Source organism: Streptomyces albidicamelliae, assembly GCF_025642175.1.
Lineage (GTDB): Bacteria > Actinomycetota > Actinomycetes > Streptomycetales > Streptomycetaceae > Streptomyces > Streptomyces albidocamelliae.
Genome location: NZ_CP106795.1, coordinates 4,015,742 through 4,032,320 on the forward strand (window position 1 = coordinate 4,015,742; position 16,579 = coordinate 4,032,320).

Genomic DNA, 16,579 nt, shown 5'->3' on the forward strand with positions numbered 1-16,579 from the left:
ACGGCGGCCCGCCCGGACGTTGGGTAAAGTAAGGAAAGCGTCAAAGGTCCGAGAAGAGTCATGGGTGCGCCGGGAAGTCTGGTCGGCATGTGAGCCGTCCTGCCACCCACCGGAGGTCCCGCCGTGACCGCGCCCCGCAGCCCCGCTTCCCCCCGCAAGGTCCTCGGGCGCCTGTCGCTGCCCGAGCGGACCTTCGTCGCGGACGCCCTGCGCACCGAGACCGTCGGCGGCGTCCTGCTGCTGCTCGCCGCGGTCGCCGCGCTGGTCTGGGCGAACGTCCCCGCCCTGCGGCACAGCTACGAGGCGGTCGGTCACTTCCACTTCGGCCCCGCCGCGCTCGGCCTGCACCTCTCCGTCGCCCACTGGGCCGCCGACGGCCTCCTCGCCGTGTTCTTCTTCGTCGCCGGCATCGAACTCAAGCGGGAACTGGTCGCCGGGGACCTGCGCGACCCGAAGGCGGCGGTGCTGCCCGTGGTGGCCGCACTGTGCGGCATGGCCGTACCCGCGCTCGTCTACACCCTCACCAACCTCGCCGGGCACGGCTCCACCCAGGGCTGGGCCGTGCCCACCGCCACCGACATCGCCTTCGCGCTCGCCGTCCTCGCGGTCATCGGCACCTCGCTGCCCAGCGCCCTGCGCGCCTTCCTGCTCACCCTCGCGGTGGTCGACGACCTCTTCGCGATCCTGATCATCGCCGTCTTCTTCACCGACCGGCTGAACTTCGCCGCGCTCGGCGGGGCCGCCGCCGGCCTGCTGGTCTTCTGGCTGCTGCTGCGCAAGGGCGTACGCGGCTGGTGGGTGTACGTCCCGCTCGCCGTGGTGATCTGGGCGCTGATGTACAACAGCGGCGTGCACGCGACCATCGCCGGCGTGGCGATGGGCCTGATGCTCCGGTGCACCACCCGGGACGGCGAGGAGCACGCGCCCGGCGAGCACATCGAGCACCTGGTGCGGCCGCTGTCGGCCGGCCTCTGTGTGCCGCTGTTCGCGCTGTTCAGCGCCGGCGTGGTGGTCTCGGGCGGGGCGCTGCGGGACGTGTTCACCCAGCCGGAGACGCTGGGCGTGGTCCTCGGCCTGGTCGTCGGCAAGACCCTCGGCATCTTCGGCGGCACCTGGCTCACCGCCCGGTTCACCCGTGCCTCCCTCAGCGAGGACCTCGCGTGGGCGGACGTGTTCGCGGTGGCCTCCCTCGCCGGGATCGGCTTCACCGTCTCGCTGCTCATCGGCGAGCTGGCCTTCGCCCCGAACGCCGTCCTCACCGACGAGGTGAAGGCTGCGGTCCTCTGCGGATCGCTGATCGCGGCGGTGTGCGCGACGGCGCTGCTGAAGATCCGCAACGCCCGGTACCGCCGGCTGTGCGCGGAGGAGGAGCGCGACGACGACCACGACGGCGTCCCCGACGTCTACGAGCAGGACGACCCGGCGTACCACCTGCGCATGGCCGAGATCCACGAGAACAAGGCCGCCGAGCACCGGCGGATCGCCGCCGAGAGGGCCGCCGCGGCCCGCCACGGGCTTCAGGAAGTGGCGGGCGGGGCAGGCGAGGAGGGCGACCGTCCGGCATGATCTGACGAGACGGTACAAAACCAGACGGCACGAGAGACCTCAGAGGGAGTACGCGATGAGCGCACCCGACGGCAGCCCGGTCGGCGCCGAACGCAGCATCGGCCAGCTGTTCGCCTCGGCGACGACCGAATTGTCGGCGCTGGTGCACGACGAGATCGCGCTGGCCAAGGCCCAGCTCAAGCGCGACGTGAAGCGCGGCGCGACGAGCGGCGGGGCCTTCTCGCTGGCGGGCGCCGTGCTGGTGTTCTCCCTGCCGATGCTCAACTTCGCGCTGGCGTACGGCATCCGTACCTGGAGCGGCTGGAACCTGGCCGTCTGCTTCCTGCTGTCGTTCGCGGCCAATGTGCTGGTCGCCGGCCTGCTCGCGCTCATCGGCGTGGTGTTCGCGAAGAAGGCGAAGAAGGAGCAGGGCCCGCAGAAGGTGGCGTCCTCGATGAAGGAGTCGGCGAGCGTCCTGCAGAACGCCAAGCCGCACCCGCGCCCTGAGCTGCCCGAGGAGCGGACCCCCGCCGCCATCGAGGCTGTGGCACGCTCGTCGTCATGACCGAACCCGCCCCCTCGGCCGTCCGGATCGATCTGCCCCACGGCCGGCAGGTCACCCACCGGGACGTCGCCGCCAACGGCGCCCGATTCCACATCGCCGAACTCGGCGACGGCCCGCTGGTGCTGCTGCTGCACGGCTTCCCGCAGTTCTGGTGGACCTGGCGGCACCAGCTCGTCGCGCTCGCTGACGCCGGGTACCGGGCGGTGGCGATGGACCTGCGGGGCGTCGGCGGCAGCGACCGCACGCCCCGCGGGTACGACCCGGCGAACCTCGCCCTCGACGTCACCGGGGTGATCCGCTCGCTCGGCGAGCCGGACGCCGCGCTGGTCGGGCACGACCTCGGCGGATATCTGGCGTGGACGGCGGCCGCGATGCGGCCCAAGCTGGTCCGCCGCCTCGCCGTGGTGTCGATGCCGCATCCGCGGCGCTGGCGCGCGGCGATGCTGCGGGACGCCCGGCAGACGGCCGCCAACTCCTACATCTGGGGTTTCCAGCGGCCGTGGCTGCCGGAGCGTCAACTCACCGCGGACGACGGGGCGCTGGTGGGACGTCTGATCCGGGAGTGGTCCGGGCCGCGGCCGCCGGAGGACGAGGCGGTGGAGACGTACCGGCGGGCCATGTGCATCCCGTCCACGGCGCATTGCTCGATCGAGCCGTACCGCTGGCTGGTGCGCTCCCTGGCGCGTCCGGACGGCGTCCAGTTCTACCGCAGGATGAAGCGGCCGGTGCGGGTGCCCACGCTGCATCTGCACGGCTCCCTGGACCCCGTCAGCCGGGTGCGCAGCGCGGCCGGCTCGGGCGAGTACGTCGAAGCGCCGTACCGCTGGCGGCTGTTCGACGGTCTCGGGCACTTCCCGCACGAGGAGGACCCGTCGGCGTTCTCCACGGAACTGGTCAACTGGCTGAAGGATCCCGAACCGGACCGGTGACGGGACGGCCCGCCCGGATGACCGTTCCGTGACGGTATCGATGCGCGGAGTATCCGGTTGCTGAACACTTGTCCCTCGAACGGCCACATGCCTGCCGCATAGGCCAATTGGGGGCCGCCGAGGCGGTTATCGACCTTCGGGCGGGGGCACACGTCGGGGTATGGGCTGGACGCACGACTACAGTGACGCACCCCGCAACCGCCGCTCGGCCGGCGGGCTGAGCACGCCTCAGCGAGGCACCCCGCAACTCGCGGAAGCGGACCTCCGGGTGGGGATCCCGCGTATCCTGCGCCGCCGGGCCCGGTGGGTGTCGATGCGTCTGCGGCACCCCCGGGGCTGAACACCCGGCTGCGCTCCCGCCCCTGATGCGGCGGGCGTTCACAGGGCGCAGCTGTCCGTACCCACCTGCTCGTTCGCCGTCCTTCCCCGGTCGGCGTCGGCCCGGATCTCGTCCGCGGTGAGGGCGTACCCGGTGTCCGCGTCGTCCAGGGACTTGGCGAACACCACGCCGTAGACCTTGCCGTCGGGCGTGAGCAGCGGTCCGCCGGAGTTGCCCTGACGGACGGTCGTGTACAGCGAGTAGACGTCACGGCGCACGGTGCCGCGGTGGTAGATGTCCGGGCCGTTGGCCGTGATGCGTCCGCGTACGCGGGCGGCGCGGACGTCGTAGGAGCCGTTCTCCGGGAAGCCGGCGACGATCGCGCCGTCACCGCCGGTCGCGTCCCGGCCGGTGAACTTCAGGGCGGTCGCCTTCAGGTCCGGTACGTCGAGGACGGCGATGTCGCGCTTCCAGTCGTACAGCACGACCTTGGCGTCGTACTTGCGGCCCTGGCCGCCTATCTGCACGGTCGGCTCGTCGACCCCGCCCACCACGTGCGCGTTGGTCATGACCCGGCGGTCGGCGAAGACGAACCCGGTGCCCTCCAGGACCTTCCCGCAGCTCTGCGCGGTGCCGGTGACCTTGACGATGGACCGCTGGGCGCGCGTGGGGACGGCGCTGTGCGCGAGGGCCGGGTCGGGCGGCTGGACGTCCTTGATGGGCTCGTTGGAGAACGGGCTGAAGACCTGCGGGAAGCCGTTCTGCGCGAGGACCGAGGAGAAGTCCGCGAACCAGGTGTCGGCCTGCGCGGGCAGCGCCCGGGAGACACCGAGGAGCACCTTGGAGCCGCGGACCTCCTTGCCGAGCGTCGGCAGCGTCGTACCGGCGAGGGCGGAACCGATCAGCCAGGCGACCAGCAGCATCGCGACGACGTTGACCAGCGCGCCGCCCGTGGCGTCGAGGGCGCGGGCCGGGGACCAGGTGATGTGCCGGCGGAGCTTGTTGCCGAGGTGGGTGGTCAGGGCCTGGCCGACCGAGGCGCAGACGATGACGACGATCACGGCGACGACGGCCGCGGTGGTGCCGACCTCCGAGTTCTCGGTCATGGCGTCCCAGACGACCGGCAGCGTGTACACGGCGACGAGACCACCGCCCAGGAACCCGATCACCGACAGGATGCCGACGACGAAGCCCTGGCGGTAGCCCACGACCGCGAACCACACGGCCGCGACCAGCAACAGGATGTCCAGCACGTTCACAAACGACACCCTGTCATGAGCGCCAGTCGAGTGGGACCTGCTTCTCCCGGTCCCAGGGGCGCTCCCAGCCCGCGTAGTGCAGCAGCCGGTCGATCACTCCGGCCGTGAAGCCCCAGACCAGGGCGGATTCGACCAGGAATGCCGGACCTCGGTGTCCGCTGGGGTGGACGGTGGTGGCGCGGTTGGCGGGGTCCGTGAGATCCGCCACGGGGACCGTGAACACCCGCGCGGTCTCGTTCGGGTCGACGACGCCGACCGGGCTCGGCTCGCGCCACCAGCCGAGCACGGACGTCACGACGAATCTGCTGACCGGGATGTACAGCCGGGGCAGGACGCCGAAGAGCTGCACCCCGGAGGGATCGAGGCCGGTCTCCTCCTCGGCCTCGCGCAGCGCGGCACGCAGCGGGCCGTCGCCGTGCGGGTCGCCGTCCTCCGGGTCGAGCGCACCGCCCGGGAAGGACGGCTGCCCGGCGTGCGAGCGCAGGGAGCCGGCACGCTCCATGAGCAGCAGCTCGGGGCCCCGCTCGCCCTCGCCGAACAGGATGAGCACCGCGGACTGGCGGCCCGAGCCGTTCTCCGGCGGCAGGAAGCGGCTGAGCTGGAGCGGCTCGACGGTCTCGGCGGCCCGCGCGACCGGGTCGAGCCAGTCCGGCAGCCCCTCCTTGCTGAGCGTCACCGCGTCGCCCCGTGTCTCACTGGCCCTCGTCATCGCCACCCCCGTCGCTTCGCCTGTCCAACGCCCGAGGGTCCCGGGTTCGTTCCGTCACGCGGCCCCCAGTGGCGGGGCCGGCCTGCCGCCCGCGTCGAGGTAGGCCTGCGGGGGGTTGAGCCGCTGGCCGGGGAAGCCGCCCTTCTCGTACTTCAGGAGCTTCTTCGCCTTCTCCGGGTCGGTCTCGCCCTCGCCGTAGGCGGGGCAGAGCGGGGCGATGGGGCAGGCACCGCAGGCGGGCTTGCGGGCGTGGCAGATACGGCGGCCGTGCCAGATCACGTGGTGGGACAGGTCGGTCCAGTCGCTCTTCGGGAACAGCGCGCCGACGGCCGTCTCGATCCGGTCCGGGTCGGTCTCCTCGGTCCACCGCCAGCGCCGTACCAGCCGCTGGAAGTGGGTGTCCACGGTGATCCCGGGCCGTCCGAAGGCGTTGCCGAGCACGACGAAGGCGGTCTTGCGGCCCACGCCGGGCAGCTTGACGAGGTCCTCCAGCTTTCCGGGCACCTCGCCGCCGAAGTCCTCGGTGAGCGCCTTGGACAGCCCTATGACCGATCGGGTCTTGGCGCGGAAGAAGCCACACGGGCGCAGGATCTCCTCGACCTCCTCGGGGTTCGCGGCGGCCAGGTCCTCGGGGGTCGGGTACTTCGCGAACAGCGCCGGGGTGGTCTGGTTGACCCGCAGGTCGGTGGTCTGCGCCGACAGCACGGTGGCGACCAGCAGCTGGAAGGGGTTCGTGAAGTCCAGCTCGGGGTGGGCGTAGGGGTAGACCTCGGCGAGTTCGCGGTTGATCTTGCGTGCCCGCCGTACGAGGGCCGTCCGCGATTCCGGCTTCCACGGTTTCACGGCCTCGGTCACCGACGCGGCCGCCTTGCGCACCTTGCTCACTGCCATGCACGAAGGCTACGCCGACGTCGGGGGCACCGGTGGTGGATCACCGCGAGGGCGGGCCGGACGGCCGGAGATCGCCGGTGGCCGCCCGGGTCACCACCGGGGGATCACCGTGTCCTCGTGCGCCGGAGGCACGGGGGACACCGGGGACGCCTGGGACGGGACACCGGGAGCGTCGGGGTCACCGGCAGCGTCGGGGCCGTGGGGGCGGGCGGTGCGGCGGCGGCCCGCGGCAGCGGGGATGCCGGCCGCGCGTAGGCGCCGCCCCGTGCGAGCAGCTCCTCGTGGGAGCCGCTCTCCACGAGCCGGCCGTACTCGACGACCAGGACGCGGTCGGCGTCGGGGGCGAGGCTCGGATCGTGCGTGATCATGATCGTCGTACGGCCCGCCGTCAGGCGGCGCAGCGGCCGGACCACCTGGCGGGCGGCCACCGCGTCCAGCCCGGCCGTGGGCTCGTCCAGGACGAGGACCGGGGCGCCGCGGAGCATCGCGCGGGCGATGGCGATGCGCTGGAGCTGGCCGCCGGAGAGGGCGGCGGTGCCGGGGGCGATCGGGGCGACACCAGAAAGCCGCGAGAGGCCGAATCCGCTGAGACCTCAATGAAATACCCCTGAGAGGAATTCTCAGGGGTATTTCGGAACCGTGGAGGTGTTCACACAGGTTTCACCGGGTGATTCCTACTGCACGACGGTGATCCGGTCGGTGGCGGGAGGAGCGATCGGGCTGCCGGCCGAGGAGTTCGCCGTCAGGTACTTCTCCAGCGCCGCCAGGTCGTCGGAGCCGACCACGTCGTTCGTGCCCTGGCCCAGCGTCGGGAAGCCGTCGCCGCCGCCCGCGAGGAAGCTGTTGGTGGCGACGCGGTAGGTGGCCGCGGGGTCGATCGCGGCACCGTTCAGACGGATGGAGTCGGTGACCACGCGGTCGGCGCCGGACCTGGTCATGTCCAGGGTGTAGGTGAGTCCGGCGGACGGCTGCAGGATCTTCGGCGCGGCCGCGTTGGGCCCGCTCACCTGCTCCTTGAGGACCTGGACGAGCTGCGCGCCGGTGAAGTCCTGGAGGTTCACGGTGTTGGCGAACGGCTGCACGGTGAAGCCCTCGGCGTAGGTGACGACCCCGTCGCCCTCGGCGCCCTTGGCCGCGTAGGTCAGCCCGGCCCGCACGCCGCCCGGGTTCATCAGCGCGAGGCTGGTCTTCGGGTCCAGCTCCTTGCCGTGGGCGAGCTGCGCGTCGGCGATCAGGTCGCCCATCGGCGACTCGGTGCCGGTGTTGCCGATGTCGCCGGAGATCCAGCCGATGGGGCGGTTGCCGATCGGGGCGGCCAGGGTGTTCCAGCGGGCGATCAGGTCCGTCATGTCCTGCGCCTTGGGGACGTCCCGGGTGACCACGCGGTTCGCGGACTTCACGGCCGTGCGGGCGATGTCCCCGGTGCGGCGGTCGTAGGTCAGCGTGGTGTCCGTGTACAGGCGGCCGAAGGAGGCGGCCGACGTGACCATGCGGGGACGGCCGGACGGGTCCGGGATGTCACAGACGTACGCGTTGTGGGTGTGGCCGGTGACGAGGGCGTCGACGGCCGGCGTGACGTTCTTCGCGATGTCCACGATCGGACCGGAGATGCCGGAGCCCGCGCCCGCGGCGTCGCAGTCGTAGTTGTAGGCGCCGGAGGCCGGGAAGCCGCCCTCGTGGATCAGGGCCACGATCGACTGCACGCCCTGGCGCTGGAGCACCTTGGCGTACTTGTCGATCGTCTCGACCTCGTCCTTGAAGGCGAGGCCCTTGACGCCGTCGGCGGAGACGATGTTCGGCGTGCCCTCGAGGGTGACGCCGATGAAGCCGATCTTGACGTCCTTCTTCTTCCAGACCCAGTACGGCTTCAGGATCGGCCGCTTCGTCTTCTCGTCGAGGACGTTCGCCGCCAGGTACGGGTAGTCGGCGCCCTCGAACCGCTTGTCGGTGTAGCAGCCGTCCGTCGGGTGGCAGCCGCCGTTCTGGAGGCGGGCCAGTTCCCGGGCGCCCTCGTCGAACTCGTGGTTGCCGACCGAGGTGACGTCCAGCTTCAGCTTGTTGAGCGCCTCGACGGTGGGCTCGTCGTGGAACAGGCCCGACAGCAGAGGGGAGGCGCCGACCATGTCGCCGCCGGCCGCGGTGATCGAGTACGGGTGACCCTGCCGGGCCGTGCGCAGATGCGTCGCGAGGTACTCGGCACCACCGGCGTCGACGGTCTTCGTGGTGCCGTCCGGCTGGAGTTCGGTGACCCGGCCGGAGGAGCCCGACGGGGGCTCGAGGTTGCCGTGCAGGTCGTTGAAGGACAGCAGCTGCACGTCCTGGTAGCGGCTCGGACGGCCGTGGCCGCCCTTGTCGGTGTGCGCCTGCGCGGGCAGCGCGGCGGCCAGGGCTGCGGCCGTGGCGAGTGCGGCGGTCGTCGCGAGGAGCGCCGAGGTACGGCGTCTGCGCCGGAGTGCGGCTGGCATGGGACCCCCCTGTGGGTCGCGGTGATGAGTGGACCGGCAGCGCAGCCTAAGGTCAACGCGCGTAGCGCGACAGGGGGTTCGTGGTTACATCCTGGTTTCCCTTTGCCGGATTCTTTGCCGTTCCCGTACCGGCTGCGGTACCGGGACTTCGCCCCGGCCGCGCCGTACCCTCGTACGCATGAGCAGCGACGACACCGTACGGGCCTTCCCCTCCCGCTCCATCGAGACCTACGACGCACTCGCACCCGACCGGGCCGAGGCCGTGCTCGACCTGCTCGCCGAGGCCGCCCGGGTCGACGGCCAGCAGCCGGTGTCCGAGCAGGGCCGGCTCCAGCTGCGCGGCGGCGCCCGCGAGGGCGTCACGCATCTACTGCTGGACGTGGACGGCGAACTCGTCGGCTACGCGCAGCTGGAGGACACCGACCCGGTGGAGGCACCCGCCGCCGAACTGGTCGTGCACCCCGCCCACCGGGGTCACGGGCACGGGCGGGCGCTCGGCGCGGCACTGCTCGCGGCCTCCGGCAAGCGGCTGCGGGTGTGGGCGCACGGCGGGCACGCGGCCGCCCGGCACCTCGCCCAGGTGCTGGGCCTGACCCTGTTCCGTGAACTGCGGCAGATGAGGCGCCCGTTGACCGGCCTCGCGCTGCCCGACCCGGTGCTCCCCGAGGGCGTGACCGTGCGCGCCTTCGTGCCCGGCAAGGACGACGCGGGGTGGCTGGCGGTCAACGCGGCCGCCTTCGCCCACCATCCCGAGCAGGGCTCACTGACCCAGCGGGACCTCGACGACCGCAAGGGCCAGGCGTGGTTCGACCCGTCCGGGTTCTTCCTCGCCGAGCGGCGCGGGGAGCTGATCGGCTACCACTGGACCAAGGTGCACGCCGAGGAGGGGCTGGGCGAGGTGTACGTCCTCGGGGTGCGGCCCGGTGAGCAGGGCGGCGGCCTCGGCAAGGCCCTCACCACCATCGGCCTGCGCCATCTGGCGGCCCAGCAGCTGCCGACCGCGATGCTCTACGTCGACGCCGACAACACGGCGGCGGTGTCGGTGTACGAGCGGCTGGGGTTCACGGTGCACGAGACCGACCTGATGTACCGCACCGAGACCTGACGGACACCCCTCTTCCGGAGGGCCAGGGGCGGCCGGCTTGACGGCCGCCCCTCTTTTGCACCACCCTTTCACTACTCAATTAGTGAAAGGGTGGTGCACCGGGTGGTCGAGTACCGCATCGACCGGCACAGCGGGGTCGCCACGTACGTCCAGATCGTCCAGCAGACCAAACAGGCGCTCCGCCTCGGCCTGCTGCGGCCGGGCGACAAGCTGCCGACGGCCCGCGAGGTGGTCGAGGCCACCGCGATCAACCCCAACACCGTCCTCAAGGCCTACCGCGAACTCGAACGCGAGGGCCTGGTGGAGGCGCGGCGCGGACTCGGCACCTTCGTCCGGCGCTCACTGGGCGCCGCTCCGGCCGACTCCCCCCTCCGCGCGGAGCTGGAGGAATGGGCGGCGCGGGCCGCCACGGCCGGCCTGGACCGGGACGACGTGGCCGCGCTCTTCACCGCCGTACTCGACCAGCACTTCGCGGCGCCCGCCCCGCATCCGCCGGCGCCCCTCCGTCAGGCACCCGAACAGCACTTCCAGGGAGAACCTTCATGAGCGACACGGCGATCGAGGCCATCGGCCTCGGCAGGCGCTTCGGGCGCCGGGGCGGCTGGGCGCTGCGCGACTGCGCCTTCCGGCTGCCCACGGGCCGGGTGTGTGCCGTCGTCGGGCCCAACGGCGCCGGCAAGTCGACGCTGCTCGCCCTCACCGCCGGACTGCTGCCCCCCACGGAGGGCCGCGTACGGGTGCTCGGCACCGGCCCGGCCGAGGCCCGCCCCCGGGTCGGCTTCATCGCCCAGGACAAGCCGCTGTACCCGCAGCTCACCATCGCCGAGACGCTGCGCATGGGCGCCGACCTCAACCCCGGCCGCTGGGACGCGGCCCTCGCGGAGCAGGTCGTCGCGGGCGGTGACCTGGACCCCGGGTCCCGCGTCCGCACCCTCTCCGGCGGCCAGCGCACCCGGGTCGCCCTCGCCCTGGCCCTCGGCAAGCGGCCCGAACTGCTGCTCCTGGACGAGCCGATGGCCGACCTCGACCCGCTGGCCCGGCACGAGCTGATGGGGACGCTGATGGCCGAGGCCGCCCGGCACGGGACCACGATCGTGATGTCCTCGCACGTCGTCGCCGAGCTGGAGGACTCCTGCGACCACCTGCTGCTGGTCGGCGGCGGCCGGATACGGCTGTCCGGGGAGATCGACGACCTGCTCGCCGCCCATGTGCGGGTGAGCGGCGCCGCCGACTCCGCCGGCCTCGACCCCCACACCGTGGTCGAGTCCCGGGTGACCGGCCGCCAGCTCACCGCGCTGGTCCGCCCCGCCGGACCGCTCCCCGCCGACTGGCTCCGCTCCACACCGTCCCTGGAGGAGCTGGTCCTCGCCCACCTGCGCAACCCCCAGGCCCCCGCGCTGACCGCGGCCACCGCCCCGGCCGAGGAGAGTGCCGCGTGACGGCCGCCCCCGCCGGCCGGCCCCGCACGGCCCGCTGGCTGCTGCGCCTGCACCGCCCCGCGCTGATCGTCTGGGCGTGCCTGGTGGTCGCGCTGGCCGCCCTGCTGCTCGCCCTGCGCGGCCCGCTCACCGACGCCGCCGCCGAGGGCTGGCGGCAGTACAACGCCTGCCAGGGCCGCGGCCGGTGCACCTACGACCAGGACGCGATCCTGCGCTACAAGGACTTCGCCGGCTACGCCAACCTCGCCCTGAACGCGCTGCCCGTCCTGGTCGCCGCCTGGGCGGGCGCCGCCCTGATCGGGCGCGAGCTGGAGTCCGGCACGGCCCGGCTGGCCTGGACGCAGAGCACCTCACCGGCCCGCTGGCTGACGCTCCGGCTGGCACTGCCCGCGGCCGCCGTCACCGTCGGCACCGGCCTGCTGTGCCGGTTGCACCGCCTCGCCTGGGCCGCGGGCGACGGCCGCATCGACACCGCCAAGCGCTGGTACGACCTCCTCACCTTCAACGCCGGCGGCCCCACCGTCGCCGCCCTGGCCCTCGCCGGACTCGCGGCCGGCACCCTGGCGGCGCTGCTGCTGCGCCGTACGCTGCCCGCGCTGATCGCCGGCGCGGTGGCCACCCTGGGCATCGCCGGGGCGGCCGCGCTGCTCATGCCCCGCCTGTGGCCGGCGGTCACCCTGACCAGCGCTCTGGACGAGGACTACCCGAACGTGGACGGCCTCGTCGTCGACCAGGGCCTGGTGTCCGCCACGGGCGCCCGTCTGCCGATCCCCGACTGCGACACCGGCGCCGGGTGCAGCGCCGCCTACGACCGGGCGGTGGGCTACTTCACCACCTACCATCCCGTCTCCCACTACTGGCCGCTCCAGCTCACCACCACCGCGCTGCTGCTGGCCGTCACCGGGCTGCTGGCGGCCGGCTCCTTCCTGGCGCTGCGCCGGCTGACCGGCCCCCTGCGGACCGCCGGGGCGGCCGCCGGGACCCCGTCGACCGACACCCTCGCAGGAGCCGCCGCGTGACCGCCCTCGCCCCCACCCGCCCGGCCGTCCGCCGCACCCTGCTGCGACTGCACCGCCCCGCCCTGCTCGTCTGGGCCGCCTTCGTCGTCCTCGTCGTCGGGGAACTGCTCTGGGTGCACCTCTCCGGGGCGCCCCGGGACCGGGCCTGCCGGCGGCCGGGCGGCTGGTGCAGCTACACCGCCCTCACCGACGTCAACAACGTCATGAACCTGGTCGGGACCGTCCTCACCTACGCCCCGTGCGCGGTCGCCGCCTGGGCGGGCGGCGCCCTCGTCGGCCGCGAGCTGGAGTCCGGCACCGCGAAGCTGGCCTGGACCCAGGCGGCCTCCCCCGCCCGCTGGCTCACCGCGAAGCTCACCGTGGCCGCCGTACCGCTGCTGACCGGCGGCGCCGTCCTCGCCGTGGTCTTCGACCGGGTGTGGAGCGCCGACCGGGACGTCCTGGTCACCAACTGGAGCTGGGACCGCGTCTTCGTCCCGCGCGGCCCGCTGCTGCCCGCGCTGGTGCTGTTCGCCCTCGCCGCCGGTGTCCTCGCCGGGCTGGCCCTGGGCCGCACGCTGCCCGCCCTGGGCGTCGCCCTGGCCGCCACCCTGCTCCTGCGGTCCTCCCTGCGCGACCTCTGGCAGCCGCTGCGCGGCACGCTGCACGGATTCCGTTCCCTGAACCTCGCGGCCACCGGCATGGTCCTCGTCCTGACCCTGCTCGCGACCGCCGCGGCCTACGCCGTACTGCGCCGCCGGGCCGTCTGAGACGGCCGCGCCCCGGGCCCGTGCGTCCCTCCGCGGGGGGAGGGACGCACGGGATCGTCGTTTCCGGTGCGAAATCCGTCGCTTTCGCGACGAAGACCCCCGGGAGCCGCCCCGCGCTATCCCGCACGTCATGTCTCCGTAACCATCGATTCAGCCAGGCTTGCGACGCTCGGCCAATGAAGCCCGCCGTGCCAGAGCCTTCGCCGCCCCCCGAGGGGTCCGCGCCGAACGGGGCCGTGACGCTCCCGCCCGCACGTTCCGACGCGCCTGTGACGCCCCTCGCGCGGAAGAATGGGTTCATGAGTCAGCAAGACACCCAGGCAGAGGTTCAGCACCCGCAGCCCTCCGTGGGCTCCATCGCCGCGCACCGCCAGCACGCGGTGTCCGCGGCGGTCTCCGACCTCGAGCCCGACCTCGACGCCGACCTCGACGCCTACGAGGAGTCGCGGGCCGACGGCACGCCCCTGCCGCAGGGGCGCTTCCTCGACCGGGAGCGCAGCTGGCTCGCCTTCAACGAGCGCGTCCTGGAACTGGCCGAGGACCCCAACACCCCCCTGCTGGAACGCGCCAACTTCCTCGCGATCTTCGCCAGCAACCTGGACGAGTTCTTCATGGTCCGGGTGGCCGGTCTGAAGCGCCGGATCGCCACGGGGGTCGCCACCCGCTCCGCCTCCGGCCTCCAGCCGCGCGAGGTGCTGGAGATGATCTGGGCCCGCTCCCGCGAGCTGATGGCCCGGCACGCCGCCTGCTACCACGAGGACGTCGCCCCCGCACTCGCGGAGGAGGGCATCCACCTGGTCCGCTGGAGCGAGCTGACCGAGAAGGAGCAGGCACGGCTCTTCACGCTCTTCCGGCACCAGATCTTCCCGGTTCTCACCCCGCTGGCGGTGGACCCGGCGCACCCGTTCCCGTACATCTCCGGCCTGTCGCTGAACCTGGCCGTCGTCGTACGCAACCCGGTCAGCGGCCACAAGCACTTCGCGCGCGTGAAGGTGCCGCCGCTGCTGTCCCGCTTCCTGGAGAGCAGCCCCGGCCGCTACGTCCCCATCGAGGACGTCATCGCCGCGCACCTGGAAGAGCTGTTCCCGGGCATGGAGGTGCTGGAGCACCACGCCTTCCGCCTCACCCGCAACGAGGACCTCGAGGTCGAGGAGGACGACGCCGAGAACCTCCTGCAGGCCCTGGAGAAGGAGCTCATGCGGCGCCGCTTCGGCCCGCCGGTGCGCCTGGAGGTCGAGGAGTCCATCGACCGCGAGGTGCTGGACCTGCTGGTCCGCGAGCTGAAGGTCTCCGAGGCGGAGGTCTACCCGCTGCCCGGCCCGCTGGACCTCACCGGCCTCTTCCGCATCCACAGCCTCGACCGGCAGGAGCTGAAGTACCCGAAGTTCATCGCCGGCACCCACCGCGACCTCGCCGAGGTCGAGTCGGCGTCCGCGCCGGACATCTTCGCCGCCCTGCGCGCGCGTGACGTGCTGCTGCACCACCCGTACGACAGCTTCTCCACCTCCGTGCAGGCCTTCCTGGAGCAGGCGGCGGCCGACCCGGACGTCCTCGCGATCAAGCAGACCCTGTACCGCACCTCCGGCGACTCCCCGATAGTCGACGCGCTCATCGACGCCGCCGAATCCGGCAAGCAGGTCCTGGTCCTGGTCGAGATCAAGGCCCGGTTCGACGAGCACGCCAACATCAAGTGGGCCCGCAAGCTGGAGGAGGCCGGCTGCCACGTCGTCTACGGCCTGGTCGGCCTGAAGACGCACTGCAAGCTCTCCCTGGTGGTCCGCCAGGAGGGCGAGACCCTGCGCCGCTACAGCCACGTCGGCACGGGCAACTACCACCCGAAGACGGCCCGCCTGTACGAGGACCTCGGCCTGCTGACCGCCGACCCCCAGGTCGGCGCGGACCTGTCCGACCTCTTCAACCGCCTGTCCGGCTACTCGCGCCGCGAGACGTACCGCCGGCTCCTGGTGGCCCCCAAGTCCCTGCGGGACGGACTGGTCACGCGGATCGACAAGGAGGTCCAGCACCACCGTGCGGGCCGCCCGGCCTTCGTCCGCATCAAGGTCAACTCGATGGTCGACGAGGCGGTCATCGACGCCTGCTACCGCGCGTCCCAGGCCGGCGTCCCGGTCGACGTCTGGGTGCGCGGCATCTGCGCCGTCCGCCCCGGAGTCGCCGGCCTGTCGGAGAACATCCGGGTCCGCTCGATCCTCGGCCGCTTCCTGGAGCACTCCCGGGTCTTCGCCTTCGGCAACGGCGGTGAGCCGGAGGTGTGGATCGGCAGCGCCGACATGATGCACCGCAACCTCGACCGCCGGATAGAGGCCCTGGTCCGGGTCGTCGACCCCGGCCACCGCGCAGCCCTCAACCGGCTGCTGGACACCGGCATGTCCGACGGCACCGCCTCCTGGCACCTCGGCCCGGACGGCGAGTGGACGCGACACGCGACCGACGCGGACGGCCAACCCCTGCGCAACATCCAGGAGATGCTCATAGACGCCCGGAGGCGCCGGCGTGGCACAGCAACACCTTGACCCGACGGACCCCGCGGCCGGGGTGGTGACGGGAGAGTCCCTGGCGGGCTACCTGCGCGCCCAGGCCACGGAGTTCCTCCGCGCGCTGCGCCTGCACCGGGAGACCGGCGGCGGCTCCGCGGCCGGCGCCGGGGGTCCGTGGACGCGGCGCGCGCCCTGCGCCGCTCGGCCCGCCGCATCAGCGGCAGCCTGCACACCTTCCGCCCCCTCCTCGACCCCGACTGGTCCGAGGAGATGCGGCCCGAACTGGCCTGGCTGTCCGGCACGCTGGGACTGGAGCACGCCTACGAGGGCCGGCTGGAGCGGCTGCTGCTGGCGCTGCACCGCCTGTCGGGGGCCGCGGTGTTCCCCGCGCAGGCCGTCGCCACCACGTCGGCGCCGGCGAACTCCGCCGGCCCGGCCCATCCGGCGGCGGCCCAGGAGCGCGGCAACCTCACGGTGGGCGCGGCGAAAGCGGGCGCGCTGCTCGAACGCCAGCTGACCCTCGCCCGGACCCGGGCCCACTCCACCGCCCTCCAGGCGCTCGGTTCGAGCCGTTTCCACGCCGTCGCCGACAGGGTCGCCGTACTCGCCAGCGAGGTGCCCCTCACCCCGGCCGCGGCCACCGCGGACCTGCGGCCGCCGGCCGCCGCCGCGGAGGAACGCCTCACGGACGCCGTCACCGCCCTCCCGCTGGTCACCGCGGGCCACCCCTACAACGCGGAGGCCCTGGTCCACGGACTGTCCCCGGACCCGGCACCGCACCCCCAGGACGGCCCCTGGCACCAGGTCCGCCTGTTGCTGCGCCTGCACCGGTACGCCCGCGAGGTGCTGCACGGCGGCAAACTCCCGGTCGAGATGCGGCTGCTGACGGCGGGCCAGGCCCTGAACCGGCACCGGGACGCCTCGGAGGCGGCCGCGGCGGCCGCGCAGGCGGCCCGCACCCCCGCATCGCGCCCGCGACGGCCTACGCGCTCGGGGTGCTCCACGCCGACCAGCGGCACGAGGTGGAGGCGGCCCGGTTCGCCTTCCAGCAGGCCTGGCAGAAGCAGACCGCCAAGGTGCCCTGATCCCC

The 16,579-nt window shown here is 73.0% G+C and carries 13 protein-coding genes and 3 pseudogenes; 11 read left to right on the forward strand and 5 right to left on the reverse strand.

Annotated features, from left to right (window positions below; all coding sequences use genetic code 11):
- The first annotated feature begins 123 nt into the window (after positions 1-123).
- The 4 genes from nhaA (at position 124) to N8I86_RS18520 (ending at position 3,379) form a co-directional block, all read left to right on the forward strand.
- Positions 124-1,566 (forward strand): Na+/H+ antiporter NhaA, encoded by a 1,443-nt coding sequence (nhaA, locus tag N8I86_RS18505; protein WP_263278258.1) that lies wholly within the window; start codon positions 124-126, stop codon positions 1,564-1,566.
- Between the two features lie 55 nt (positions 1,567-1,621).
- Positions 1,622-2,110 carry a phage holin family protein gene (locus N8I86_RS18510; RefSeq protein ID WP_073901253.1) on the forward strand — a complete coding sequence of 163 codons (489 nt, stop codon included), beginning with the start codon at positions 1,622-1,624 and terminating at the stop codon, positions 2,108-2,110.
- Positions 2,107-3,039: an alpha/beta fold hydrolase gene (locus N8I86_RS18515; protein WP_073901254.1), complete on the forward strand. Its 933-nt coding sequence runs from the start codon at positions 2,107-2,109 to the stop codon at positions 3,037-3,039. The genes N8I86_RS18510 and N8I86_RS18515 overlap by 4 nt, the downstream gene beginning before the upstream one ends.
- Positions 3,040-3,199: 160 nt before the next feature.
- Complete coding sequence (locus tag N8I86_RS18520; RefSeq protein ID WP_263278259.1) at positions 3,200-3,379, forward strand: hypothetical protein; 180 nt, start codon at positions 3,200-3,202, stop codon at positions 3,377-3,379.
- Between the two features lie 38 nt (positions 3,380-3,417).
- Here the strand turns inward: N8I86_RS18520 and N8I86_RS18525 are convergent, their stop codons facing one another.
- The 5 genes and pseudogenes from N8I86_RS18525 to N8I86_RS18545 form a co-directional block, all read right to left on the reverse strand.
- Positions 3,418-4,617: a MarP family serine protease gene (locus N8I86_RS18525; protein WP_073901256.1), complete on the reverse strand. Its 1,200-nt coding sequence runs from the start codon at positions 4,615-4,617 to the stop codon at positions 3,418-3,420.
- Positions 4,618-4,630: 13 nt separating this feature from the next.
- Entirely contained in the window at positions 4,631-5,326 is a 696-nt protein-coding gene (locus N8I86_RS18530; protein WP_073901310.1) for an NUDIX hydrolase, read from the reverse strand.
- A 54-nt stretch (positions 5,327-5,380) separates the two neighbouring features.
- Positions 5,381-6,217 carry an endonuclease III gene (gene nth, locus N8I86_RS18535; protein ID WP_073901257.1) on the reverse strand — a complete coding sequence of 279 codons (837 nt, stop codon included), beginning with the start codon at positions 6,215-6,217 and terminating at the stop codon, positions 5,381-5,383.
- 104 nt (positions 6,218-6,321) lie between these two features.
- Positions 6,322-6,765, reverse strand: a pseudogene (locus N8I86_RS18540) (ATP-binding cassette domain-containing protein); the annotation flags it as partial.
- A 126-nt stretch (positions 6,766-6,891) separates the two neighbouring features.
- Positions 6,892-8,682, reverse strand: a complete 1,791-nt coding sequence (locus tag N8I86_RS18545) for a bifunctional metallophosphatase/5'-nucleotidase (RefSeq protein WP_073901258.1) — start codon at positions 8,680-8,682, stop codon at positions 6,892-6,894.
- Between the two features lie 178 nt (positions 8,683-8,860).
- Here N8I86_RS18545 and mshD point away from each other — a divergent pair, with 178 nt between their 5' ends.
- The 7 genes and pseudogenes from mshD to N8I86_RS18580 all read left to right on the forward strand — a co-directional run bounded on the left by mshD (position 8,861) and on the right by N8I86_RS18580 (position 16,574).
- Positions 8,861-9,787, forward strand: a complete 927-nt coding sequence (gene mshD / locus N8I86_RS18550) for a mycothiol synthase (protein WP_073901259.1) — start codon at positions 8,861-8,863, stop codon at positions 9,785-9,787.
- A 102-nt stretch (positions 9,788-9,889) separates the two neighbouring features.
- Positions 9,890-10,333, forward strand: coding sequence for a GntR family transcriptional regulator (locus N8I86_RS18555; RefSeq protein ID WP_073901312.1), 444 nt, complete (start codon positions 9,890-9,892; stop codon positions 10,331-10,333).
- Positions 10,330-10,824: pseudogene (locus tag N8I86_RS39600) on the forward strand (ATP-binding cassette domain-containing protein); the annotation flags it as partial. The gene N8I86_RS18555 and the pseudogene N8I86_RS39600, both read left to right, overlap by 4 nt.
- 398 nt (positions 10,825-11,222) lie before the next feature.
- On the forward strand, positions 11,223-12,245 hold the full coding sequence (locus N8I86_RS18565) for an ABC transporter permease (protein WP_263278260.1): 1,023 nt from the start codon (positions 11,223-11,225) through the stop codon (positions 12,243-12,245).
- Entirely contained in the window at positions 12,242-12,994 is a 753-nt protein-coding gene (locus tag N8I86_RS18570; RefSeq protein WP_073901262.1) for a hypothetical protein, read from the forward strand. The genes N8I86_RS18565 and N8I86_RS18570 overlap by 4 nt, the downstream gene beginning before the upstream one ends.
- 176 nt (positions 12,995-13,170) lie before the next feature.
- On the forward strand, positions 13,171-15,525 hold the full coding sequence (locus N8I86_RS18575; RefSeq protein WP_263278261.1) for an RNA degradosome polyphosphate kinase: 2,355 nt from the start codon (positions 13,171-13,173) through the stop codon (positions 15,523-15,525).
- Positions 15,506-16,574 (forward strand): annotated as a pseudogene (locus N8I86_RS18580) (CHAD domain-containing protein). Before N8I86_RS18575 ends, N8I86_RS18580 begins: the two are co-directional and overlap by 20 nt.
- Positions 16,575-16,579 lie beyond the last annotated feature (5 nt).

Coding starts and splice junctions, on each gene's coding strand:
- N8I86_RS18510 (WP_073901253.1), top strand. CDS start 1,622: ATGAGCGCACCCGACGGCAGCCCGGTCGGCGCCGAACGCAGCATCGGC.
- N8I86_RS18515 (WP_073901254.1), top strand. CDS start 2,107: ATGACCGAACCCGCCCCCTCGGCCGTCCGGATCGATCTGCCCCACGGC.
- N8I86_RS18520 (WP_263278259.1), top strand. CDS start 3,200: ATGGGCTGGACGCACGACTACAGTGACGCACCCCGCAACCGCCGCTCG.
- N8I86_RS18530 (WP_073901310.1), bottom strand. CDS start 5,326: ATGACGAGGGCCAGTGAGACACGGGGCGACGCGGTGACGCTCAGCAAG.
- nth (WP_073901257.1), bottom strand. CDS start 6,217: ATGGCAGTGAGCAAGGTGCGCAAGGCGGCCGCGTCGGTGACCGAGGCC.
- N8I86_RS18545 (WP_073901258.1), bottom strand. CDS start 8,682: ATGCCAGCCGCACTCCGGCGCAGACGCCGTACCTCGGCGCTCCTCGCG.
- mshD (WP_073901259.1), top strand. CDS start 8,861: ATGAGCAGCGACGACACCGTACGGGCCTTCCCCTCCCGCTCCATCGAG.
- N8I86_RS18575 (WP_263278261.1), top strand. CDS start 13,171: ATGAAGCCCGCCGTGCCAGAGCCTTCGCCGCCCCCCGAGGGGTCCGCG.